Annotated in this window: 21 protein-coding genes; 19 read left to right on the forward strand and 2 right to left on the reverse strand. The window is 36.0% G+C overall.

Annotation, left to right across the window (positions count from 1 at the left end; genetic code table 11):
- The first annotated feature begins 251 nt into the window (after positions 1–251).
- Complete coding sequence (locus VZL98_02420; GenBank protein WVH63827.1) at positions 252–482, forward strand: glutaredoxin family protein; 231 nt, start codon at positions 252–254, stop codon at positions 480–482.
- Positions 483–521: 39 nt separating this feature from the next.
- Here the strand turns inward: VZL98_02420 and VZL98_02425 are convergent, their stop codons facing one another.
- Positions 522–716, reverse strand: coding sequence for a DUF1858 domain-containing protein (locus VZL98_02425; protein ID WVH63828.1), 195 nt, complete (start codon positions 714–716; stop codon positions 522–524).
- A gap of 49 nt (positions 717–765) precedes the next feature.
- Positions 766–1092: an iron-sulfur cluster biosynthesis family protein gene (locus VZL98_02430; protein WVH63829.1), complete on the reverse strand. Its 327-nt coding sequence runs from the start codon at positions 1090–1092 to the stop codon at positions 766–768.
- Between the two features lie 161 nt (positions 1093–1253).
- On the opposite strand from VZL98_02430, the gene mgtE reads away from it, so the two are divergent.
- The 18 genes from mgtE (at position 1254) to VZL98_02520 (ending at position 23825) form a co-directional block, all read left to right on the forward strand.
- On the forward strand, positions 1254–2597 hold the full coding sequence (gene mgtE / locus VZL98_02435; GenBank protein WVH63830.1) for a magnesium transporter: 1344 nt from the start codon (positions 1254–1256) through the stop codon (positions 2595–2597).
- Between the two features lie 131 nt (positions 2598–2728).
- Positions 2729–2968 (forward strand): Veg family protein, encoded by a 240-nt coding sequence (locus VZL98_02440; GenBank protein WVH63831.1) that lies wholly within the window; start codon positions 2729–2731, stop codon positions 2966–2968.
- Positions 2969–3166: 198 nt separating this feature from the next.
- Positions 3167–4018 (forward strand): 4-(cytidine 5'-diphospho)-2-C-methyl-D-erythritol kinase, encoded by an 852-nt coding sequence (ispE, locus tag VZL98_02445; protein ID WVH63832.1) that lies wholly within the window; start codon positions 3167–3169, stop codon positions 4016–4018.
- Between the two features lie 3 nt (positions 4019–4021).
- Positions 4022–4816 (forward strand): glutamate racemase, encoded by a 795-nt coding sequence (gene murI, locus VZL98_02450; GenBank protein WVH63833.1) that lies wholly within the window; start codon positions 4022–4024, stop codon positions 4814–4816.
- A 105-nt stretch (positions 4817–4921) separates the two neighbouring features.
- Entirely contained in the window at positions 4922–6442 is a 1521-nt protein-coding gene (murJ, locus tag VZL98_02455; GenBank protein ID WVH63834.1) for a murein biosynthesis integral membrane protein MurJ, read from the forward strand.
- A gap of 34 nt (positions 6443–6476) precedes the next feature.
- Entirely contained in the window at positions 6477–7667 is a 1191-nt protein-coding gene (locus VZL98_02460; protein WVH63835.1) for a DegT/DnrJ/EryC1/StrS family aminotransferase, read from the forward strand.
- 12 nt (positions 7668–7679) lie between these two features.
- Positions 7680–8312, forward strand: a complete 633-nt coding sequence (locus VZL98_02465) for a sugar transferase (protein WVH63836.1) — start codon at positions 7680–7682, stop codon at positions 8310–8312.
- A gap of 56 nt (positions 8313–8368) precedes the next feature.
- Positions 8369–9553 (forward strand): DegT/DnrJ/EryC1/StrS family aminotransferase, encoded by a 1185-nt coding sequence (locus tag VZL98_02470; protein ID WVH63837.1) that lies wholly within the window; start codon positions 8369–8371, stop codon positions 9551–9553.
- Positions 9554–10129 carry an acyltransferase gene (locus VZL98_02475; GenBank protein WVH63838.1) on the forward strand — a complete coding sequence of 192 codons (576 nt, stop codon included), beginning with the start codon at positions 9554–9556 and terminating at the stop codon, positions 10127–10129.
- A 3-nt stretch (positions 10130–10132) separates the two neighbouring features.
- Positions 10133–10777 carry a nucleotide sugar dehydrogenase gene (locus VZL98_02480; protein WVH63839.1) on the forward strand — a complete coding sequence of 215 codons (645 nt, stop codon included), beginning with the start codon at positions 10133–10135 and terminating at the stop codon, positions 10775–10777.
- A gap of 10 nt (positions 10778–10787) precedes the next feature.
- Positions 10788–11456, forward strand: coding sequence for a nucleotide sugar dehydrogenase (locus tag VZL98_02485; GenBank protein WVH64533.1), 669 nt, complete (start codon positions 10788–10790; stop codon positions 11454–11456).
- Positions 11457–11597: 141 nt separating this feature from the next.
- A complete protein-coding gene (locus VZL98_02490) occupies positions 11598–12620 on the forward strand; it encodes a Gfo/Idh/MocA family oxidoreductase (protein ID WVH63840.1) in 1023 nt (340 codons plus the stop codon).
- The gene (galU, locus tag VZL98_02495) at positions 12620–13501 is read left to right on the forward strand and encodes a UTP--glucose-1-phosphate uridylyltransferase GalU (GenBank protein ID WVH63841.1); all 882 of its coding nucleotides are present in this window, start codon (positions 12620–12622) and stop codon (positions 13499–13501) included. Before VZL98_02490 ends, galU begins: the two co-directional genes overlap by 1 nt.
- 10 nt (positions 13502–13511) lie before the next feature.
- Positions 13512–15338 (forward strand): nucleoside-diphosphate sugar epimerase/dehydratase, encoded by a 1827-nt coding sequence (locus tag VZL98_02500; protein WVH63842.1) that lies wholly within the window; start codon positions 13512–13514, stop codon positions 15336–15338.
- A 1053-nt stretch (positions 15339–16391) separates the two neighbouring features.
- Positions 16392–17447: a M15 family metallopeptidase gene (locus VZL98_02505; protein WVH63843.1), complete on the forward strand. Its 1056-nt coding sequence runs from the start codon at positions 16392–16394 to the stop codon at positions 17445–17447.
- A 266-nt stretch (positions 17448–17713) separates the two neighbouring features.
- On the forward strand, positions 17714–20074 hold the full coding sequence (locus VZL98_02510) for an ATP-dependent DNA helicase (protein ID WVH63844.1): 2361 nt from the start codon (positions 17714–17716) through the stop codon (positions 20072–20074).
- A 255-nt stretch (positions 20075–20329) separates the two neighbouring features.
- Entirely contained in the window at positions 20330–22075 is a 1746-nt protein-coding gene (locus VZL98_02515) for an ABC transporter ATP-binding protein (GenBank protein ID WVH63845.1), read from the forward strand.
- Positions 22065–23825, forward strand: coding sequence for an ABC transporter ATP-binding protein (locus VZL98_02520; protein ID WVH63846.1), 1761 nt, complete (start codon positions 22065–22067; stop codon positions 23823–23825). Before VZL98_02515 ends, VZL98_02520 begins: the two co-directional genes overlap by 11 nt.
- The last annotated feature ends 976 nt before the right edge of the window (positions 23826–24801 follow it).

The following is a 24801-nucleotide window of genomic DNA, read 5'->3' on the forward strand; positions in this document are numbered from 1 at the left end:
GCCCCTAGCTCCATTTTTGGTGATGAATTACCTTCGGACTGAAATTATCATTACACTAACGTTGAAGTGTAGGCACTTCCTCTACTTCTTGAAATGTTTTTTTGATTATACAAACGTGGGAGTGGAGCAATGATTTATTCGTTCCAAAAGAATAAACTAAATAATTCAAATAATTTAATTTATTGTTATTATTCAAATAATATGGGTATATTGTATTTATAGAGAAATTAATAATGAAAGGAGATTTTTAGATGACTGATATTATTGTTTATTCTAGTGACACCTGTCCATATTGTACGGCATTAAAGGATTACTTGAAAGAGAAAAATGTTGCTTTCACTGAAAAAAATATTACAACAGACATGGAAGCAAGAAAAGAGTTAATGAATATGGGACATATGGGAGTACCTATTACCATAATCGACAATCAAGAGATTGTCGGTTTTGATCAACCTAAGTTAGATCAATTATTAAAACTATAAAAAAGAAGCCGGAGCGTATGCTCCGGCTGTTTTCTTTCATTATGCAAGATTTGCATTCAGTTTTTCCATTAAATCATTTAAATCTAGATTGTGTACTTGTGCAGCTTCTTCCAATGTTTCCATTTGACTTGCCGGACAACCTACACATCCAAGACCTGCGGCAAATAATATGTCTATTGCTCCCGGTACTTCTCTGATAACGTCAGCGATAATCATGTCTTTACTTATTTTCATAGTATACCTCCTTGGTAATGATAATCATATTATACTATTGTACTAGGGATTAATCAATATCATATTCTTCATCAGTTATAAAACAAGCATTTAAACTACTTTCTATGGGTGTAACTTTAAACCCTTGACTTAGTCCTTCTGTTTCATAGTCCACTTTTATTCTGTCAAAAAGTGTTAATTCCTCTTCAGACATTAAGAAGTTATAACCTTCAGATTTGATTACTACATTGTCGTCTATTTTAGATGTCAGTGACATAGATAAGACGGGACCATGACAATCGTATTTTACCATTTTTATAAAAAGAAACTTGCTGTCCTTATCTTCGATACTTTGTTCCAAGATATTTTTTGCATTTTCCGTTAATTCAAGAATCACACAATCACTCCTTATATCCATATATCATAGTTTTATAATATACATCATAATATAGATACCCTAATAATTAGTTAATAATCATCGGTTGATATCTTTTTTAAAACTTGGATGTATGATAGAATTTAGGTAGTTATATTTTAGTTATTCGCAAAGGATGCGAGGTGTTTAATTTGATAGATGAAGTAATGCAGATGATTGCTGACAGGTCATATGTCCTGTTAAAACGTAGATTAAATGAAATGAATGATGTTGATATAGCGGATTTGATTAATCAGCTTAATCCTACTGATGCCCTTATTATCTTTAGGTTGTTAGGGAAGGATCAAGCTGCTATGGTTTTTACCGAGCTTGATTCTGATATGCAGATGCGGATAGTAGAGACTTCTACTGATGCTGAAGTCAGTAGGATTATCAATGAGATGTTTATGGATGATATGGTGGATTTCATTGAAGAGATGCCTGCAAATGCTGTAAAGAAAATACTAAGAAATACTAGTCCTCAAAACAGGGCGACTATTAATCAAATATTAAATTATCCTGAAAAGAGTGCCGGTACTATAATGACTACGGAGTACGTGGTACTTAAACAGTATTTAACTGTAAGACAGGCGCTTGAATACATTAATAAAAACGGTGTTGACAAGGTAACTATTTATACCTGTTATGTTACTGATGCTGAAAGAAAACTTCTGGGTTTTGTTTCGCTTAGAATGATACTGACTTCAGACCTTGACGCTCGAATTGGAGATATCATGGATGAGGATGTAGTATATGTTCATACTTTAGATGACCAGGAAGAAGTTTCTGATGTGTTTATCAAGTATGGTTATACTGTAATCCCTGTAGTGGACGAAGAAACCAGGATGGTTGGTATTATAACCGTTGACGATATCATCGACGTAATAGAAGAAGAGGATACGGAAGACTTCCATAAGATGGCGGGTATTGCACCTACTGAAGAGAAGTATCTCAGCACGAGTTTTTTTGCTTTGAGCAAGCACAGGATAACTTGGCTATTTATTTTGATGGTCACCTCGATGATCACGGGAAATATAATCGACAGTTTTGAAGAGGTTTTAATTACTTATGGAGCTCTGAGGACTTTTATTCCAATGCTAATGGGTACCGGAGGTAACTCCGGAAACCAGTCGTCCACTCTTATAATAAGGGGTATGGCGACAGGAGAGATACAATTAATGGACTGGAGACGAGTTTTCAAAAAGGAGTTATACGTGTCCCTGCTTGTAGGATCTCTTTTAGCTGTAGTCAATCTGGTACGTGTAATGGTCTTTAACAAGGTTGGTTTCGATGTTGCCTTTGTCGTTTCTTCTACTATGATGTTAACTGTTATGGCTGCTATGGTGGTTGGTGGAATGCTACCTCTTATGGCTGCGAAGTTAAAGCTCGACCCGGCGATAATGGCTGCACCACTGATAACTACAATTGTTGACGCCAGTTGTCTGGTTATATATTTTAATATTGCTTCGAGATTACTTTCGAAATAAAAAAGTTTTAAAATAGTGTTGACAAGGACTTTATATTATTGTATAATATTTTATTTTGCTTGACGAAAGTCCCGTTTTGTAATATAATGATAGCGTGTAAAGTGTATTTACAATACGGAAGGTGTGATAACTTGAAGCATACGGATTGTTTGGACAATATTAAAACCGAAGTTCAAGAAAATATCGGGAAAAAAGTGATACTTAGATCCGATAAAGGAAGAAGGCGTATAGTTACAAACGAAGGTGTTATAGTTGATGCCTATCCTAATATTTTCATAGTTAGGGTAAACAACAAGTTTGATGTTGAAAGGACGGTATCATATTCATATTCCGATATTTTAACGTCGACAGTAGAAGTGAAATTTTGTTAAAATAAACGCATAAAGAAACCGAGGGAACTCCTTCGGTTTCTTTATGCGTTTATTTGATATCTCAACTTTTTATAAGATTTGTGATATAATTAATTAGATAGGCTTATAGTAATTATTAGTAGAGTTATTCATTGTTAAAATTTACGAATGGTTGATATTAGAAAGACTTTAATTTTTCACAATGGAAGGGGAAAATAGATGAAAGAGCTAATACTTGATTCATATGCAAAGATCAATCTGGCATTAGAAATATTGGGTAAAAGAGACGACGGTTATCACAATATACATACAGTTTTTCAAGAGATAGATATTAGGGACGGACTTTATTTAAGGCAAGAGCCCGGAGGTTCCTTGGAGTTAAGTTGTGACTATAAATTACTACCATTGGGTAAAGAGAATATAGTCTACGTAGTTTGGGAATTGATGAAGGATATGTATGACGGGGATCCCGGTGTAAGGGCTCATATTGAAAAGAATATTCCAATTGCTGCTGGACTTGCCGGAGGAAGCTCTAATGCTGCAAGTATGATTAAAGGCTTAAATGAGTTATGGGATTTAAATCTTGAGACCGAAGAACTTATGGCAATTGGTGCCAAAGTAGGTGCCGATGTACCGTTTTTCTTTATGGGAGGAACTGCTCTTGGGGTAGGAAAAGGCGATGATTTATCAAGGATCAGCAGCTTTGCAGGACAGAAGATTCTCATAGTAAATACCGGCTATGGCGTAAGCACAAAGTATGTCTACGAAAAATATAAAGAGATCCCGGATTACTATGTGGATTTCAACAATATCATTAAGACTTTGAATAATAAAGATTACGAATCGCTTTATCCATTACTTAAAAATGAGCTTGAATCAGTAACTATAGCTCTTCAACCTGATGTTGGGGAGATTAAGAGTGATATGATGAGACTTGGAGCAAGAGCTTCCTTAATGTGTGGAAGCGGTCCGACTGTATTCGGTATTTTTGATAATGATTCAAAATTGGAAAATGCATTTTTCTTTTTTAAAGATAAGTTTGATTTAGTTTTTAGTACGGAAACGAGGTAATTTATGGATACAAGACCAATTGGTGTTTTTGACTCCGGGATTGGAGGAGTCACGGTTCTTAAAGAGATCCGAAAACTACTTCCTAAGGAAAATATTGTATATTATGCTGATACTGCAAGGGTTCCCTATGGACCTAGACCTGCAAGTGAAATACAAGAGTTTTCTTTGGATGCAGTTAATTTTTTGATGAAAAAAGATATAAAATTATTGGTTATTGCTTGTAATACTGTTACAGCTGTAGCTTTTGACTATATTGTAAGAAATGTGGATATACCTGTAATTGGTGTTATCGAGCCCGGAGTAAGGGCGGTACGAAACACTAAAGACATTAAAAGATTGGGGCTTATTGCGACCAAAGCAACGGTAGACTCAAATGCTTATCAAAATAGACTTAAAAGTCAAAATAATGATTTGATTATAAATGCTAAGGCATGCCCTATGCTTGTTTCAATAGTTGAAGAGGGATGGGCAGATACTGAGATTTCAAAGCTGATAGTAGAGAGATACTTGGAAAATATGAAAAAGGACAATATAGATGCACTAATTTTAGCATGCACTCATTTTCCGGTCCTTAGAAATCAGATTGAGGAATATGTGGAAGATGTTAGGATAATAGATCCTGCTGAAGAGACAGCACTTGAACTGGAGAAGGTTCTTAAAGCCTATAATATACTCAATGAATCTGAAGCTGATGGTGAAGTGGAGTTTTATGTCAGCGACAGTGCTGAGAAGTTTAAATCAATTGCAAAAAATTTAGTTGAGATAGATAGGGTAGATGAAGTAGAGATAGGATATTAATCTTCTACATTTTGGCTGGGGTATGGTTGGATTTTAAAAGCCCGCTATCTTGCATAAGAAGTAAATTAATATACTATTCTTCCACTATTATTTAGGGGGATTTGTATGGATAAAAAGAATATTGCGCGAGCATCGATTATGATTGCACTAGCCGGAATTTTATCCAAGGCCATGGGAGCCTTACGTGTTATGGTTATTGGATGGAAATTCGGGCAAGGGCTTGAAACAGATGCATATAATGCAGCAATACAGGTTACATCTATAAGTATGGGTATTATTGCAGCTGCAATACTGACTGTTTTAGTACCGGTACTTGCTCAAATAAAAGAGCGTCATGGTGTAAGGGGAAAGTTTAAATTTTTTAATAATATAAGTAATATTGTAATTGTACTGGCAATTCTTATAGCTGCCGGAGTATTTGTTTTTGCACCTGTATTTATTAAGATAATGTTTACCAAATTTGACGGGGAGAAGTTTGATTTGGCAGTTAAGCTTACTAGACTCGGCACTCCGATTATAGTGGCACTGGCTCTTCAAAACCTCGCAACGGGATACCTGCACTCTTTTAATATCTATGGACCCTATGCATTTATGGGGATTCCATATAATCTAAGCTTCTTTGTGTATTTGTTCTTTATGCCACTTAGCATTGAGGGACTTATTGTAACTACTATTATTGCAACACTGTCTCAATTCCTAATTCAGGTACCGGCAACTTTTAAAACCGGTTATAGATGGAGACCATTAATAGATGTCAAGGATCCTTATATGGGAAGGACCATGGAGCTGGTTATTCCAATAGCGATTGGACAGGCCGTTCAGCAGATTAATGTCATAGTAGACAGGAACCTGGCATCAGGTTTGGCTGATGGTGTTATTTCGGGTATGGACAATGCTACAAAGGTAAATGATGCTATTTTGGCTATATTTATAGCAGGTTTTACAACTGTCATGTTTCCTCTTCTAGCGGAGGCTTTTGAGAAGAACGACAATGAGAGAATTGTTGACTTAATAGACGATGCGATTGGAGCTGTTTTTATTATAACCATCCCGGCTACAATAGGAATAATGCTTATGGCTACCGATTTGATTCAGGTGATGTTCGAGCGAAATATGTTTACTCACGAAGATACGATTGTTGCTGCGGGGGCTTTCTTCTTCTATAGTTTAGGACTTACCGGTATGGGACTTAGAATGTTGTTTGCTAAAGTTTACTATAGTCTACATGACACCAAGACTCCGATGATTAACGGTGCTATAGCAGTTGCTATGAATATCGTATTGAACTTTATACTCGTCAGATTTATGCAGCATAGAGGTCTGGCTCTGGCAACTTCAATATCAATGACTGTCGCAACCTTTATATTGATTGTCCGTCTTAAGAGAAAATTACCGGATATGAATTTCAAGTCTTATGCCATAGAATTTTTAAAGGTGCTTGTTTCAGCTTTGGTGATGGGAGTAGTTGTGTTTTTTGGGAATATGACACTTAAGTCTATGGATATTTCACCTTTGATAAGGATTGGACTTGTAGTAGGATCAGCATGTATAGTTTATGCTGTAATGATAATTTTAGTTAGAGTTAAAGCTGTAAATGTCTATTTAGCAAGATTTTTAAAGAGATAAAAAAGGAACTGTATTATTTTATAAGGGGGAAGAGATGAAAATAAAATTTTCACCACCGGATATCTCACAAATGGAGATAGATGAAGTTATTGATACTTTAAAGTCGGGTTGGATTACTACCGGACCTAAGACAAAGGAGCTTGAAAAGTTAATAAGTAAATATGTTTATACAAATTCTGCAGTTTGCTTAAATTCAGCAACTGCTGCTATGGAGATGTCACTTAGATATCTTGGGATAGGTCCGGGCGATGAAGTCATTACCACTCCCTATACTTATAGTGCATCAGCATCGGTTATTACACATGTAGGTGCTAAAGTAGTAATGGTGGATATAACGGAAGACGGTTTTGAAATGGATTATGATAGAGTGGCCGCTGCTATCACTACCAAGACAAAAGCTATTATCCCTGTTGATATAGGGGGTGTTCCTTGTAATTATGATAAAGTTATAGAGGCGATTGAGTCTAAAAAAAGTCTCTTCAAGCCAGAAAATGAAATCCAGGAAAGAGTCGGTAGAGTTGCCATAATAGCTGATGCAGCACATTCTTTCGGGGCTTCATTCAAGGGTAAAACCGTGGCAGAATGGGCAGATTTGACATGTTACTCCTTCCATGCAGTAAAAAACTTAACTACTGCTGAAGGTGGGGCTGTAACTTGGAGAAAGGGACTTTTTGATGATGCTCAAACCTATGAGGAGTTTCAACTGCTTTCCCTTCATGGACAAAACAAGGATGCCCTTGCGAAGATGCAGCTTGGAGCATGGGAATATGATATAGTAGCTCCAAATTATAAATGCAATATGACTGATATAATGGCTGCACTAGGTCTAGCACAGTTAAAGAGATATCCTAAGCTTTTAAATAGAAGAAGAGAAATCATTCAAAGATATGACAATGGATTTAAAGGGTCTGAAGTTGTGCCTATGATTCACTTTACAACAGACAAGATAGGCACGGGACATTTATATATTGTAAATATAGATGATTATGATGAGCAAGGTAGAAACAATCTAATCATTGAAATGGCTGAGAGAGGAATCTCTACAAATGTTCACTATAAACCGCTGCCCATGCACACTGCATATAAGAATCTAGGTTTTAAGATTTCTGATTTTCCAAACGCATATAAGAGATACGAAAATGCACTGACACTACCTCTTCACACGCTTCTAAGCGATATGGATGTAGATTTTGTAATTGCCAGTCTTTTAGATATAGTTAAATAACGGGTGTGGATTATGGATGTTGAGAAAATTTTAGAGAGAAAAAAGTTTCAGCTTGCGGTTAAAAGATTGTTTGACATTTTTGCTTCAGGTTTAGGACTTGTTGTTTTAGCAATCCCTATGCTTATTATCTCTCTTATTATCAAACTTGACTCCGAAGGAGAGGTGCTTTTTAAGCAAGAGAGGGTAGGACTTAACGGTGTTCCCTTCAAGATTTTTAAGTTCCGTACAATGGTCGCAGATGCACCATCAAAAGGAAGAGAAATCACTGTCGGTGCAGATAGCAGGATTACTAAGGTTGGAAATGTGCTAAGAAAGGCTAAGCTGGACGAACTTCCTCAGCTTATCAATGTTTTCACCGGGGATATGAGCTTAGTGGGTCCAAGGCCTGAAGTTCCGAGATATGTAGCTATGTATTCTCCCGAACAAAGATCGGTTCTGATGATAAGACCGGGTATTACTGACCTGGCTTCTATAGAATACAGGGATGAATCCAAAGTCTTGGCGGAATCCTCAGATCCGGAAAAGACTTATATTGAAGAAATAATGCCGCATAAGTTAAAACTAAATGCTGAATATATAAAAAACTTGGGATTGTTTTATGATATTGGTCTTATATTCAGGACTTTCTTGGCTATATTAAAGTAAAAAAGATTTATTTAGAGTTAGAAGATTTTTAGTTATAAATTATAAAGGGGTTTTTTATGAAAATTCAATTAATTGATTTAAAAAGACAGTATGGTACCATTAGTGAAGAAGCAGATAAAGCCATAGTCGATGTGCTTCATTCTGCACAGTATATTATGGGAGAGAATGTAAAGAGTTTCGAAGCTGAGTTCGCGAATTATGTAGGAGTAAATCATGCTATTTCTTGTGGTAACGGAACAGATGCACTCGTAATTGCTCTTAGGGCTCTTGGGATAGGCGAGGGTGATGAAGTTATTACCACACCATTTACTTTCTTTGCAACTGCTGAGAGTATTTCATTCGTGGGAGCTACTCCGGTATTTGTAGATGTTGAACTGGACAGCTATAATATAGATCCTGAAAAAATCGAGGCTGCCATCAATGAAAAGACAAAGGCAATAATGCCTGTTCATATTTTTGGACAATGTGCTAAGATGGATAGGATTATGGAGATTGCTAAGAAACATAATCTCTATGTTATCGAGGATGTGGCTCAAGCTGCAGGTGCCAGTTATAAAGGGAAGATGGCAGGTAGCTTTGGAGACATAAATACTTTTTCGTTTTTCCCTACAAAGAATCTTGGTTGCGCCGGAGATGGTGGGATGATTGTAACTGATGATGAAAATCTAGCTACTGTCTTAAAGGCTCTAAGAGCCCATGGCAGTGGAGAGGTTGGTCAGAGAGCTTACAATTATCTGAATGATATTGAAGAAGAGATTGTAGCGGATGAAGGTGCTGATAATACCGTATATAATCCACTTAAATACTATAATTACTTGATAGGTCATAATTCCAGATTAGATGAATTGCAAGCTGCCCTTTTAAGAGTTAAATTACCGAAACTTGATGGCTGGAACAAAAGACGTGCAGAGATTTCCAAGATGTATATTGATGCTCTCGTGGATACCGATTTAGTAACTCCGGTGACTACTGAAGGTTCTAATCATATATACCATCTGTTTATTTTACAATCAGAGAAAAGGGATGAATTGATTAAATTTTTGTCAGATGCCGGAATAGCAACAGGTGTTTATTATCCGGTGCCAATGCATTTACAAAAGGTCTATAAGGGTTTAGGCTACTCAATAGGCGATCTACCAAATGCCGAGTATCTTTCTGAAAGAACTTTTGCAATTCCTCTCTTTGCAGAGTTGACAGATGAAGAGATTAGATATATAATTAGCAAGTTATTGGAGTTTTAGATGATGGATTATTTTGTACATGAATCTGTATATGTCGACGAAAATGTTAAAATAGGACGTGGAACTAAGATTTGGCATTTTTCTCATATTATGTCAAATTCTGTAATTGGAGAAGATTGCTCCTTGGGACAAAATGTTGTTGTATCGCCGGGAGTAGTTTTAGGAAAAGGAGTAAAGGTACAAAATAACGTATCTATTTACACCGGAGTAATCTGTGAGGATTACAGTTTTCTGGGACCATCTTGTGTGTTTACAAATGTTATAAACCCAAGAAGTTTTATAGAAAGAAAAGATGAATATAAGCAGACCATTGTAGGATACGGTGCCAGTATTGGCGCAAATGCAACTATTGTATGTGGTAATAATATTGGAAAGTATGCTCTAATCGGGGCAGGTGCAGTTGTTACCAAAGATGTTGGAGATCACGAGATAATCGTGGGAAATCCCGGTAGACCGATAGGTTATATTTGCAGCTGCGGTATAAGGCTTGAAGTATCCAAAGAGGACGAGTACAGATGTCCGGAGTGTGGAAATGAATATATTCATACGGGAAATGAATTTCTTTTAAAGGAGTAAAAAATGGGATTAAAAGAAGAATTATTAAAGAAGATTAATGAAAAGACTCTTCAAGTAGGAGTAGTAGGACTTGGTTATGTAGGTTTACCACTTGCTGTAGAAAAAGCAATGGCAGGATATACTACAATAGGATTTGATGTCCAAGCTGAGAAGGTTAAAATGGTTAATGAAGGCCATAATTACATCGGTGACGTTGTGGATGAGCAATTGAAAGATGTAGTAGAATCAGGCAAGCTTACAGCAACAACTAATTTTGCAGATGTTGCAACACTTGATTTTATAGCTATTGCGGTACCAACTCCACTTGATCTATATCAACAACCTGATATTTCTTATGTAAGAAAATCTACTGAAGATGTTGCGAAGTACTTAAAAAAAGGCTCAATCGTAGTTCTTGAGTCAACAACTTATCCGGGAACTACCGAGGAGTTAATGAGACCGATTCTTGAAGAGATTTCGGGCTTAAAATGCGGTGAAGATTTCTTCCTTGCATTCTCACCTGAAAGAGTGGATCCGGGTAATAAAAAGTTTAAAACCAAGAATACACCAAAAGTAGTTGGTGGTGTTGGCCAAGATGCAACAGATGTAGCTGCAGCTCTTTATGAAAATGTTCTTGATGCAGATATATTTAAAGCTTCCAAGCCCTAAAGTGGCTGAAATGGAAAAAATCCTTGAAAACACATATAGAAATGTAAATATAGGTCTTGTCAATGAGTTTGCAATACTTGCTCACAAAATGGGAATTGATATTTGGGAAGTTGTAGACGCTGCTAAGACTAAACCTTATGGTTTCCAAGCTTTCTATCCGGGACCTGGTGTTGGCGGTCACTGTATACCCCTTGATCCTTTCTATTTAACATGGAAAGCCAGAGAGTTCGATATGCATATGCCAATGATAGAAGCATCCGGTACTATCAACGATAGAATGCCTAGCTATGTGGTTGACAGAAGTATGAGAATACTTTCAAGAAAATTCCAAAAAGCATTAAATGGTGCTAAGGTCCTTATACTGGGCATAGCGTATAAAAATGACATCGACGATCTTAGAGACAGTCCAGCATTGGTAGTTATTGAGGAGTTCTTAAGTGAGGGTGCAGAAGTAGATTATTATGATGCTTTAAATCCTAAGTACAAAGACGATAATGGCGAATTTGTTGAATCGTTAAAGGAAATCAATCCTGAAATAATAAGCAAATATGACTTAGTCGTTATTACAACAAACCATAGCAATGTAGATTATAGAATGGTTGTAGATAATGCAAAATATGTATTTGACACAAGATATGCTACTAAAGGTATTAAAGAAGATAATCTAGAATTATTATAAAATGTAGCCCGAGCATTTAATTGCCCGGGCTTTTTTTATAAAGATATGGTAATTATCTGGTATAATCTATATAATAGAGGATGGGCAATAATTAATTTTAGATATATGATTAAATACATAAATCATAAGGAGTGAATGAAAATGAGCAAATTGAAGTTTGCGATACTTGGATGTGGAAGAATTTCTTATAAACATATTGAAGCAATGATAAATAATGAGGCTGATTGTGTGCCTGTTGCATTATGCGATCTTAAAGAAGAAAGGGCAGAGGATAGAAAAAAGCAGTACTTAGAGTCTTTCCCTAATACTATAATAAATGTCTACACTGATTATAAAAAGATGCTTGAAGAGGAAGATATAGATGTTGTAGTTATTGCCACTGAAAGTGGGTATCATGGAAAGCACGCAATTGATGTATTAAATTCCGGTGCTCATGTAATGATTGAAAAGCCAATGGCCTTAAATTTAGATGAAATAGATGAAATCAACAAACTTGCAGATGAGAAAAATTTAAAGGTTTGCGTATCTCATCAAAACAGATTTAACAGACCAATTCAAAAGCTGAAAAGAGCTTTGGAAGAAGGTAGATTTGGAAAGTTAATCAACGGAACTGCAAGAATATTATGGACCAGAGATCAACATTACTATGAGCTTGCGCCATGGAGAGGCACTAAGGCACTTGATGGCGGTACTCTTATGAATCAATGTATCCACAATATAGATTTGCTTCAGTGGATGATGAATTCGAAAGTCGTAAGTGTAAAATCAGAACTTGGAACTTTCTTAAGGGATATTGAAATGGAAGACTTCGGTGCGATTTTACTAAGATTTGAAAATGGAGCTGTAGGCTTAATAGAAGGTTCTGCTTGTGTATATCCTAAAAATCTCGAAGAAACTTTGAGTATTTTCGGTGAAACCGGTACTGCGGTTATTGGTGGACTGGCAGTTAATGAGATTAAAACCTGGGATTTTGCAGATAAAAAATACTATGACAATCCAGAGACAAAAGATGATATCGACAATGTCTATGGAAATGGGCATACACCGCTTTATCATGATTTTATAGAGGCTATCAATAACGACGGTAAGCCGTTAATAGATGGATATGAAGGCAAGAAAGCCGTTGAGATAATACTTAGAGCATATGAGGAGAGTGGATTTTAATGACTGTAAAAAAAGTAAGAAAAGCTGTTATCCCTGCTGCCGGTATGGGGACGAGATTTCTTCCGGCAACTAAAGCTATACCAAAAGAGATGCTGCCAATTTTGGACATACCCACACTTCAATATATCGTTGAAGAAGCCTATAAATCAGGAATTACAGATATACTTATCATTATAGGTAGAGATAAGGAGAGCATAGTAGATCATTTTGATTATTCAATAGAACTTGAAAACCACCTTGAAAAGCAAGGAAAACTCGAAGAACTTGCAGAAATGAGAGCAATAGCTGAAAAAGTTAATATATTCTATGTAAGACAAAAAGAGGCAAAAGGTCTTGGTCATGCCGTGCTTTGTGCTGAATCATTCGTTGGAGATGAACCATTTGTAGTCTTATTGGGCGACGATGTAATTGAGGCAGAAAAGCCTGCAACAAAGCAGCTGATTGAAAAGTATTATGAATATGAAAATACTGTAGTTGCACTGATAAATGTTGACGATACCGATGTTTCAAAATACGGTATAATTACAGGCGATGAAGTAGAAAAGGGTGTTTTCAAGATAAACGATATGGTTGAAAAACCAAGCTTGGAAGAAGCTCCTTCCAGACAAGCTGTGATAGGAAGATATGTTATAAGTCCTAAGATTTTTGAAGTACTTAAAAACACACCACCGGGAAAAGGAAATGAAATACAATTAACAGATGCTCTTCTTGGGCTGACTAAAGAAGAATCTGTCTATGGTTATGAGTTTTCAGGGGATAGATACGATATTGGAAATAAAATGGGTTTTGTCCATGCTAATATTGAGTTTGGACTTAGAGATCCTGAAATAAAAAATGAATTGAAAGAATATCTAAAGGGACTTGATTTAGATAAGTTTTAGAGAGGTCTTTATGAGAGATAAAAAACTTTGGCTATTGTTACTTCTGGATGCCTTCATAATTAATGCGAATTATATTATAGCATTATTGCTTAGATTTGAGATGCAATTGCCGCAATTCTATGTTGAAGTGTATACGAAGGAAGTTTTGATAATAACGGCAATCAAGATAATAGCTTTTATTTTGTTTAAGTTATACAGTGCTATATGGAGATATGCCTCCGTTAACGAACTCCTAAATATATTGGGAGCAGTTTTGTTGTCCAATTTATTATCAACACTTTATCTATTAGGAACTGCATCCACACTTCCAAGAAGTATATATCCTATAGTTTTAATCCTTGATACGATACTCATAGGTGGTATAAGATTGGTGCCCAAGATTATAAGAGCTAAAGAGGTAGGCTCCAAACTCGATGCCAATCTTAAGAGAACTCTTATAGTCGGTGCAGGAGAATCCGGACTAATGGTTCTTAGGGAGTTAAAAAAACATCCTGAACTTGGAAATGTGACAATTGCCTTTGTAGATGATGATCCTGCTAAGTATAAGAGAACTATTGACGGAGTTCAGGTTGCAGGAAACAGAAATGATATTCCTGAACTTACTAAAAAACTAAAGATAGATGAAATAATAGTAGCAATGCCATCGGCGAAAAACGAAGATCAAAAAAAGATATTGGACATATGCTCTAGGACTTCCACAAAGGTCAGGATTGTTCCGGGAGTCTATGAGATGATTGACGATAAGATAGAGCTTAAAGATATTAGAGATATAGAGATAGACGACCTTTTAGGCAGAGATGAAATCAAGCTTAATACCTCGGAACTCAGTGAATTCATAAATGGCAAGGTAGTTCTGGTCACGGGTGGAGGAGGCTCAATCGGTTCTGAGTTATGCCGTCAGGTAGTAAAGTATAATCCTAAACAGTTATTAATCCTGGACATTTACGAAAATACGACTTATGATATCCAAAACGAAATACGCAGAGAGTATCCGGAACTGGATATGAGGGTATTTATTGAGTCTGTAAGGGACAGGCAGAGACTGGATGCAATATTTAGTGAGTATAGGCCACAAATAATCTTTCATGCCGCGGCTCACAAGCATGTCCCTCTAATGGAAGGCAGTCCTGAATCGGCTGTAAAGAATAATGTATTTGGTACTTTGAATGTCGTTTTGGAAGCGGACCATTATGATGTCGAGAAGTTTGTATTGATATCGACTGATAAGGCTGTAAATCCAACGAATATTATGGGAGCAACAAAGAGAATCTGTGAGATGATAATCCAGTCATTCAACAGGATTTCCAAAACCGATTATGTTGCTGTTAGATTTGGCAATGTTCTTGGTTCTCATGGATCGGTTATACCGCTGTTTTTAAATCAAATAAATAAGGGCGGTCCTGTAACTGTAACTGATGAGAGAATTATAAGGTATTTCATGTCTATTCCTGAAGCGACTCAGCTTGTTCTTCAAGCCGGGGCAATCGCAAAGGGTGGAGAGATTTTTGTCCTGGACATGGGAGAACCTGTCAAGATTATTGATTTAGCCGAAAAGCTTATTAGACTTCACGGTCATGAACCTTACAAAGAGATAGATATTGAGATTATTGGGCTTAGACCGGGGGAGAAGCTATTCGAAGAGCTGCTTCTAAATATGGATCTAGTAGACAAGACTGAATACGAAAGGATTTTTGTTGAGAAACCGACTATTATTGATTTCCATGAGTTGGAGGCGAAGCTAGTTCCTCTAATGGATTCAACTAAGACGAATGATAGGGATAAGATCGTTGAGGAACTGAGGAAGATAGTTCCGACATTTGATAATTATGTACCATAGATGCTCAAAGTTTTAAATTTTTCTTCCGTTCCTGGTTTTAAGAAAAAGCCGTTTATAGTTCTTCCGGAGATTACAATACCGCTTCGCTTAAAAGACTGTAATCTAAACCCTACAGAACAATAAACGGATTTTTCTACTAAAACCTTCCAAAGTCAGACAATTTCAAGAACATTTCGTTGGGGGTACTGGAGGTAGCGACGAAGAGATGTCGCTTTTTTTCTTTTAGAACCCTTCAACTCCTACAACGATTTTTCTTAGCCAAATCCTTCCAAGTCGAATAAATTTAAAATCTTTTCTTTGGATTTACTGAAGGTAGCGACGAAGAGATGTCGCTTTTTCCGGCTCCATCTTTTGGCAGTCGAATTCACGCCAATCACTACGTTCTTGGGAATTCTTTGCATGAAACCTACCTAAATTTCGAAGAGCATCTCAATTGGTTAGGTTGGTAAGGGAGCTGTCAACTCGGTTGACTGAGGGAGAGATATACAATAAAAAATTCGAAGAATTCTACTGCTATATTTTGAACTCACAACTGAACCCACACGACCATCCAACTCACCCACACGACCATCCAACTCACCCCACACGACTATCTGTAAATGATACAATTAAAATGTACATTAATGATTAAATAAAAATGTACAATTTAAACAAAGTTAGTAAATTGGAAAAAGAGAAGAAAAATATATGACATATACACAAATTTTTTAGAGCTAAGATTTTACAAACAGTTAATAATTGTTATGATAAGATTTAACATGAATAATCCAATTCATGATACTTTATAAACAATATTATGACGTATTACTATTAAAGTACAATATAATAAAATAAGTGGTGAATGTTAAAATTATAAGGTTTATTACATTATTGTGAAATATTTAAAACTCATATAAAATTTCAACAATTATCGAAAAAACTGTAACCTTTTTGTAAATAATTCGGTTTATGGTATTCAAATATACTGTTCTTTGTGGTAGAATATAGGTAGTCAACAAACATAACATTTAAAATTTACTTAATTATTACTTAATTATATAGAGGAGTTGTAAGATGAGCAGGAGAAGGGTTGTTAATAGGAGAAGACGTGCGGCTATTAGACGAAGAAACAGAAATAGGATAGTCGTATTTTCTTTGGTCATGGTTTTATCGGTTGTTGGGGTTTTTTCAATGGTCAAGAAGCTTCCATTTTTCAAGAAGGATGTAGCTGTTCTTGAACAGAGAAAAGATGTTGGTGGAGACGCAACTGTCAAGACGGAGAATCAAGAGACAGTCGAGAAAGTTTCTGAAGAAGATAAAACGGATATTACTAAAAAACTTAATAATAATAACTCTGAAGATTTAAAGCAAGTCGTTAAGATGACTGAGTCAACAAAGGATAGATTTACTGATAAGCTTCAAAAGATTTACAAGACAGTAGGGGCTACAGTTGTTTACAGCTCAACTAATGAAAGTAGTACTGTGGTTACCGAAATCCCGATGGGAGATTACTTAGAGTCTTATGGTAGTGAAAATGGTTGGGTAAAGGTAAATTATCAAAATCAAGACGGTTATGTAAAGCTTGAAAATGTAACAAAAATTGAAGATGAAAAGATGTTTAAAGTAGTAGACGGTGTTCTTATAGTTAATAGAGAATACAGAGTTCCAGAAGATTTTAATCCTGGTCTTAAGTTAGAGGCTAAGCAGTCTTATGAACTAATGAGAGATGAGATGAGAAGAGACGGTCTGGATATTAAGATTATCTCCGATTATAGAAGCTATGACGAGCAAAGAAGAGTCTATGATTCAAGCGTTGAAGGTTATGGAAAAGAGGCCGCTGATGAGATGACTTCTCTACCGGGACACAGTGAACATCAAACCGGTTATGCATTTGATTTTTGGACAAATGATGATACAGTTACTATAGATGATTCTTTTGACGATACTGCGGAGGCTGAATGGCTAGCTAAAAATGCTTACAAATATGGTTTCATTTTAAGATATCCAAGAGGTAAGGAAGCTATTACAGGATATAAGTATGAATCATGGCATTATAGATTTGTTGGACCTGAGCTTGCTAAAAAAGTTTTTGAGTCAGGTTTAACATTAGAAGAATATTTTGGTCTATAAGAATACAAAATCGTTGTGAAGTAATTCGCAGCGATTTTTTTTATTTAAGTCTCTTTTTTCATTTCCTAGATTTCTTTTTTAGTTCACAATCTCTTATTCAAGACAATAGAGTTAATTCTTTTGAATTAATTTAATAGATTAAGGATTTTTCTAATAAGGTCTCTAAAACTAAAGTCAAATTTTCAGATATGTGCAAAAGAATGAATACATGTGATATTACTTTTTTTATTTATGATATAATGGTATAGATTTTAAAAGGAGTTTTTATGGAGAATATTATTAGGATTTCCGTCAGAAACCTAATTGAGTTCGTAATGAGAAGTGGAGATATTGATACTTCATATGTTTCTCAAGATAGAGCTGTCCAAGGGATTATGGCGCATAAAAAGTTGCAAAGTGAATATGAAGGAAATTACGATAGTGAGTTCTTTTTAAGAAATGAGACAGAGATTGAGGGGATGAAGTTTATCGTCGAAGGTAGGGCTGATGGAGTAATAACAGAGGACGATTTTATAATTTTAGACGAGATAAAGAGTACTACCAGAGATCTTGAGACTTTGACAGAGGATTTCAGTCAGCTTCATTGGGCTCAGGTTATGTGCTACGCCTATTTTTATACAAAAGCTTATAATGTGGACATGCTTGGTGTTCAGTTGTCTTATTACAATATTGAAGATGAGGAAACTAAAAGGTTTAGAAAGACTTTCACTTCTATTGAGCTTTGGGATTTTTACAGTAGATTACTGCTCGAGTACTTGGATTTCAGTAAGAAGCTATTGGAATGGAGAAATGCAAGAAATGATTCGATAACTGATTTAGGGTTTCCCTTCGGTTCATATAGAAAAGGTCAAAGAGAGATGGCTGTTGCAGTTTATAAGACGATTATCGACTCCGAAAAACTCTTTATAGAAGCTCCTACGGGTATCGGCAAGACTATGTCTGCGGTGTTTCCATCAGTTAAAGCCATTGGAGAATCACTGGTGGATAAATTGTTTTATCTGACAGCGAGATCTACTACCAAGGCTGCTTGTAATAATGCACTCGATTTACTGATAGATGCCGGTTTGAAAATTAAAGCGGTAACTTTTACGGCTAAAGAAAAGTCCTGTATAAATGATGTGGTTAAGTGTAATCCTAAGGATTGTCCATATGCAAAGGGTCACTTTGATAGAGTTAATGATGCAATTATTGATATATTGGATAATGAACAGCTTATCGATTTTGAAATTATTAGAAAATATAGTTTAAAGCATGAAGTTTGCCCGTTTGAGACTCAGCTCGATTTGGGAATATACTCCGATGTGGTGGTTTGTGACTACAATTATGCTTTTGATCCAAGGGTCTATTTAAGGAGGTTTTTCGACAGTCCGACTGATAGAGTTCTATTTTTAGTAGATGAAGCGCATAATCTGATAGACAGAGGAAGAGAGATGTTTTCTCAGGAGTTACAATCTGCGAAACTGCTTGAGATAATTGAATCTTTTACAGGTGAGTACTTGCCAATAAGGAAAGCTATATCCAGATTATTAAATAAAATTGAGAGTTATAGGCCTTATTTGGATGATTTGGGAAATTATTGCAAGACGGAAGAGCCTGAGGATATCTATTTTAGTATAAAAACTTTAACTTCCAGAATGGATGCATTTTTAGCGGAGGAGAAGGATGCGGAGCATTATGAAACCATCCTAAATCTTTATTTTGAATTGCAGTCCTATCTTAGAATTTCGGAGTTATATGATGAGTCCTTCAGAGCGGTGTTCACATTGGATGATACTGAGATGATGGTTGTAAAATTACTATGCATCGATACTTCATCTCTTTTTAAGGAGATTTTAAAAAGGGCAAGGTCATCTGTTTTCTTTTCTGCTACACTTACTCCCATGGATTTTTATGCTGAGCTATTAGGTGGAGATGAAAATTCCTATAAGTATCATTTGGACTCTCCATTTGCTAAAGAAAATCTTTTTATTGGGGCCATGGCTACTATTTCGACCAAGTATAAAGACAGACAAAGATCAGTTGAACAGATCTCAGAAACTATTAGAAGATTTATAAGCAAAAAGAAAGGAAATTATTTAATCTTCTTTCCTTCTTATATCTATATGGATATGGTATATACTGATTTCGCAGGCAAGAATGAGGATTTGGATATTATAGCTCAAAACAGAAGCATGACTGAGGATGATCGAGATGAATTTATTGCAAGTTTCGACGATGCCGAAAATAGAATCGGGTTCGCAGTACTTGGCGGAGTTTTTACGGAGGGAATAGATTTAGCAGGTGACAGGTTAATAGGTTCAATTATAGTATCAGTAGGACTTCCCGGAATTGGATTTGAAAGGGATGTAATTAAAGAATATTTCAATGAGATAAAGGGTATGGGTTTTGAGTACGCGTACCAGTATCCGGGGATGAATAAAGTTCTACAGGCTGCCGGTAGGGTTATCAGGACGGAAGATGATAGAGGGGCTGTTCTACTGATAGATGACAGGTTTACCAAAAAGTATTATAGAAAATTAATGCCAAAACATTGGTCGCATATTATTAATTACTATGATTTGGATTCTGTCGATGAAAATTTAAGTGAGTTTTGGATCAAGAATTCAAAAATAAGTAAAGAAGTTTGAATTAGGGTGAATGAATGTTAGTTTTTTATACAGGTATGCTATTACTCTAATTGATAAATTGACAATTTAACTATAAACTGATATTATTATTTTAAAATTATAGAAAGGGGGTATAAAAATGATAGTACTAAATAAATATGAATCAATAAAATACCTCCTCAATTCAAATATATAATAGAGTTGAGGGAATCTATCCCTTTGTCAGCAACACACCCTGCATTGGGTGTGTTTTTTGGTGTGTAAAAGTGAGGTTATATGTTAAGTATATTTAAAAAAATAAAATGGTTTATTGAAACCTATAAGAAGGAGTACGCTATTGGGATGATACTCATTCTTATAAATTATGTCTTGATAATAATTCCCCCTTGGTTATTGGGAAGGGCTGCAGATTCTATAAGACAAGAGGCAATAGGCTTGACGGAACTATACAGGTATGTGCTTTTAATGGTTCTGGTAATCGCGTTACTATATGCAACTGCCTATGGTTGGGGTTATTTGCTGTTTAAAGGTTCAGATAGGATTGGTAGAGCTGCTAGGAGGAATGTTGTCAATAAACTTCTAGGTCAGACACCGGTTTTTTATGAGATAAACAGTACCGGATCTTTAATGGGCAAGGCTACAAATGATGTAAGATCACTACAAGATTTTGCCGGATTTGGAATGATGGCACTTTTAGATGCTACTATATACCCGATTGCACTGGTGATAATTATGAGCATAACTGTTTCTTGGAAGCTCACTGCATTAGCTGTTTTGCCACTTCCGCTGGTAGTGGTAACGAGTAAATTTATAGGGAATAAGCTCTATAAAGTCTATAATAAAGTGCAGAAGGCATTTGACGGGATGAACGAAGCTGTACTTGAAAATGTCTTGGGTGTCAGAGTTATCAGGGCTTTTGTTAGGGAACCAAGTGAGGAAAACAGGTTTTCGGAAAAAGCTAAAACTCTATATAAAAGCAATATGGAGCAAGTCAAATGGGTGGCATTTTTCCCGTTTATTAGTAGAATATTTCCCGGGATAAGCTATGTAATAACATTTCTTTATGGTGCTTATCTTATAAAAACCGGAGCAATAACGATAGGTGGTTTAATATCATTTACGGTATATCTAAATATGATTACTTGGCCGATGTTTGCTTTAGGTGATTTTATTAATGTATCGGAGCAAGCATCCGCATCCATGGATAGAATTCAGGAATTGCTGGATTATAAAGAGGACATGGTCGATGCCGCAGAAGCTGTGCCATACTCGGGGAATGGGGATATAGTATTTAAGAATTTTAATTTCAAATATCCCGGATCCACGGATTTGAATCTTTCTGATATTAATCTGGTTATCAAAAATGGAAAAACTCTGGGAGTGGTTGGGAAAATTGGAAGTGGTAAAACCACACTTTTAAAACAGATACTCAGATTTTATCCAATCGAAAAGGAAACTCTTTTTATCGATGATATCCCTGTAGAAAATTTAAAAACAGAGTCGATTAGAGAAAAAGTCGGATATGTTCCGCAGCAACATATATTATTCTCGAAATCTGTTAAAGAAAATATTGAACTCGGTAGGGATGACGATTCCGATAATGATGTGTTGACTGCAGTGGAAAGTGCAGACTTTAAAAAGGATTTGGAAATTCTTCCAAATGGTTTGGATACCATGGTCGGTGAAAAAGGTGTTGCTCTTTCGGGAGGTCAAAAACAGAGACTTTCAATCGCAAGAGCTCTTATCAGAGATCCGGAAATCTTGATAATGGATGACTCATTGTCTGCTGTAGATGCAAATACAGAGGAAAAAATAATCGAGAATATTAAAAGAGATAGAGTTGGGAGAACAACTATAATTGCTGCCCATAGGCTTTCAGGAATTATGCATGCTGATGAAATAATAGTTCTTGAAGAAGGCAAGATAGTAGAAAGAGGTACTCATGAAGAGTTAATTGCTCAAAATGGTTGGTACCATGAACAATTTACAATTCAGCAGCTGGAGGATCATAATGGAAAGTAGTACGTATCAAAAGAAATTCAGAACAGCTAAGCTGATGGAATACAGTAAAAAGACGTGGACGACATTGGCATTCGGTTTATTATTGTCTATGTTAGCGGTACTAACGGATCTTGCAGGTCCTTATATTATCTCTAAACTTCTGGACGGCGAATTAGTGGAAGGAATAGGTCCAAAGAATCCAAGTTTTTATTTTCTATTACTCGGAGTATTTCTTGTGACTATAATATTAGCTTCAATATTTAGATATCTAAATGTATATTATTTTAACAAGACCGCTAATAAGGTAGCAATGTTTATGCAGGAAGATGTATTTAGACATGTTCAGAAGATGCCTATTCCATTCTTTGACAAATTACCTGCAGGGAAAGTGGTCTCAAGGATTACAAATGACACAAAGGATGTTAGGGTACTATTCCAAGTCGTTTTATCACAGCTAATTACCGCTTTTGTCTATGCAACAGGAATTTTCATAAGCTTGGCATTGATAGATTATAAATTGGCGCTTATGGCTCTCGTACCAATGCCATTTGTAGCTATAATTTTCGTAGACTTTAAGAACAAATCAAAGAAATATAATTATGCCTATAGAAGGTATTTGAGTGACTTGAATGCCAATTTAAACGAAAATATACAAGGTATAGAAATCATTCATGCCTTTAATAGAGAAGACAGGATATACGAAGAGTTTGATGAGGTTAATAATAATGTCTATAAAGAGGGGCTAAACTTCACTAAACTATTTGCATATTCAGGTTTTAATGCAATGGGAACTCTTCAGTTTCTAAGCTTGGCAGGTGCATTGCTGTTTTTCGGATATGGTTCTATTATAAAAGCGTATCCGGTAACAGTTGGTATGCTCTACATTTTTATAGACTATATGACAAAGATATTTGACCATCTGACTAATGTGGTCTTAAGAGTTGGAGAGCTTGAAAAGGCAAGAGGGGCCGCAGATCACGTGTTTGAGCTCCTTCATATGGAAGCAATAGAATACGGTGGAGAGAAGTGCGATGAAATCAATGGTGTTGTAGATTATAATGATGTCAGTTTTGCATACAATGACGAAGATTATGTTCTCTCAAATGTCAGCTTTAAAGTAAATGAAGGTGAATCTGCTGCTTTTGTAGGGCATACCGGATCGGGCAAAAGTACGATAATGAATCTTTTATTAGGTTACTATAAACCTCAGTCGGGCAGCATCACAATTGATGGGGTGGATTTAAATAAAGTAGATTTAAGGGAACTGAGAAAGCATATGTCTATTGTTCTTCAGGATCCTTATCTATTCACAGGGGATTTAAAATCAAATATTACACTTTTTGATGACAGCATTTCAGATGAGGATGCCGAAAAAGCTCTAAGAGAGGTCGGAGGAGCCGGGCTTTTAAACAAACATTCTGATGGGATAAAGACAGAAGTTAAGGAAAAGGGCAGTACCTTCTCTGCCGGTGAAAGACAGCTTATCTCGTTTGCCAGAGCTCTTGTGAGGGATCCGAAGATTTTAGTTCTGGACGAGGCGACTTCTAATATAGATTCCGAGACAGAGGAGTTTATCCAGACCGGGATTGAGAGGCTGAAAAGAGGACGTACTACTTTTATAATTGCTCACAGATTGTCTACAATTAAGAATGTCGACACGATCTACGTTCTAGATAAGGGAAGGATTGTAGAGTCGGGAAGTCATGATGAGTTGATAGAAAAAGGCGGGATATATAGGAGGATGTATCTAGCACAGAGCTCAAAGTTTTAAATTTGTTTTCCGTTCGCAACTTGAATAAAATGCAGCTTTAGTTTTTCCGGAGATTTCAATACCGCTTCGCTTGAAAGAATGAAATCTAAGCCCTCCAAAACTAAAGCTGAATTTTATGGTCAAGAGCTCAAAGTCAAATAAATTTAAAATCTTTTCGCCTGGTGTACTAAAGGTAGCGACGTGAAGATGTCGCTTTTTTTAGTTTTTTTAGGCTCCATCTTTTGGCAGTCGAATTCACGCCAATCACTTCGTTCTTGGGAATTCTTTGCATGAAACCTACCTAAATTTCGAAGAGCATCTCAATTGGTTAGGTTGGTAAGGGAGCTGTCAACTGTGTTGACTGAGGGAGAGATATACAAAAGAGGAATTCGGAGAATTCTACTGCTATATTTAGAATTTCAACTAATCTCACATGATAATTTAACACATCTGATGAACTTTCAATTACGCTGAATGAGAGAATAACTTAAAGTTATTGAAATTCTCTTCTGTTCCAGGTTTTAAGAAAAACCGTTTATTATTCTTCCGGAGATTACAATACCGCTTTGCTTAAAGGGCGAAAAGTTTTAAATTTCTTCTCCGTTCATGATTTGGAGAAAAATTCGTTTCGGAGTTTCCGGTGATTCCAATACCGCTTCGCTTGAAAGAATAGAATCTAAACCCTACAGAACCATAAACGGATTTTTCTACTAAAACCTTCCAAAGTCAGATAATTTCAAGAACATTTCGTTGGGGTACTGGATGTAGCGACGAGGAGATGTCGCTTTTTTCTTTCTAAACCCTACAGAACATTAAACGGATTTTTCTACTAAAACCTTCCAAAGTCAGATAATTTCAAAAACATTTCGTTGGGTGTACTAGAGGTAGCGACGAAGAGATGTCGCTTTTTTAGTTAGAGCCTTACAGAACAATAAACGTGTTTTTCTAATAAAACTTCTAAAACAAGATAATTTCATAATCTTTTTGCCGTTGTAAT

Source organism: Peptoniphilaceae bacterium AMB_02, assembly GCA_036321625.1.
GTDB lineage: Bacteria > Bacillota > Clostridia > Tissierellales > Peptoniphilaceae > Microaceticoccus > Microaceticoccus formicicus.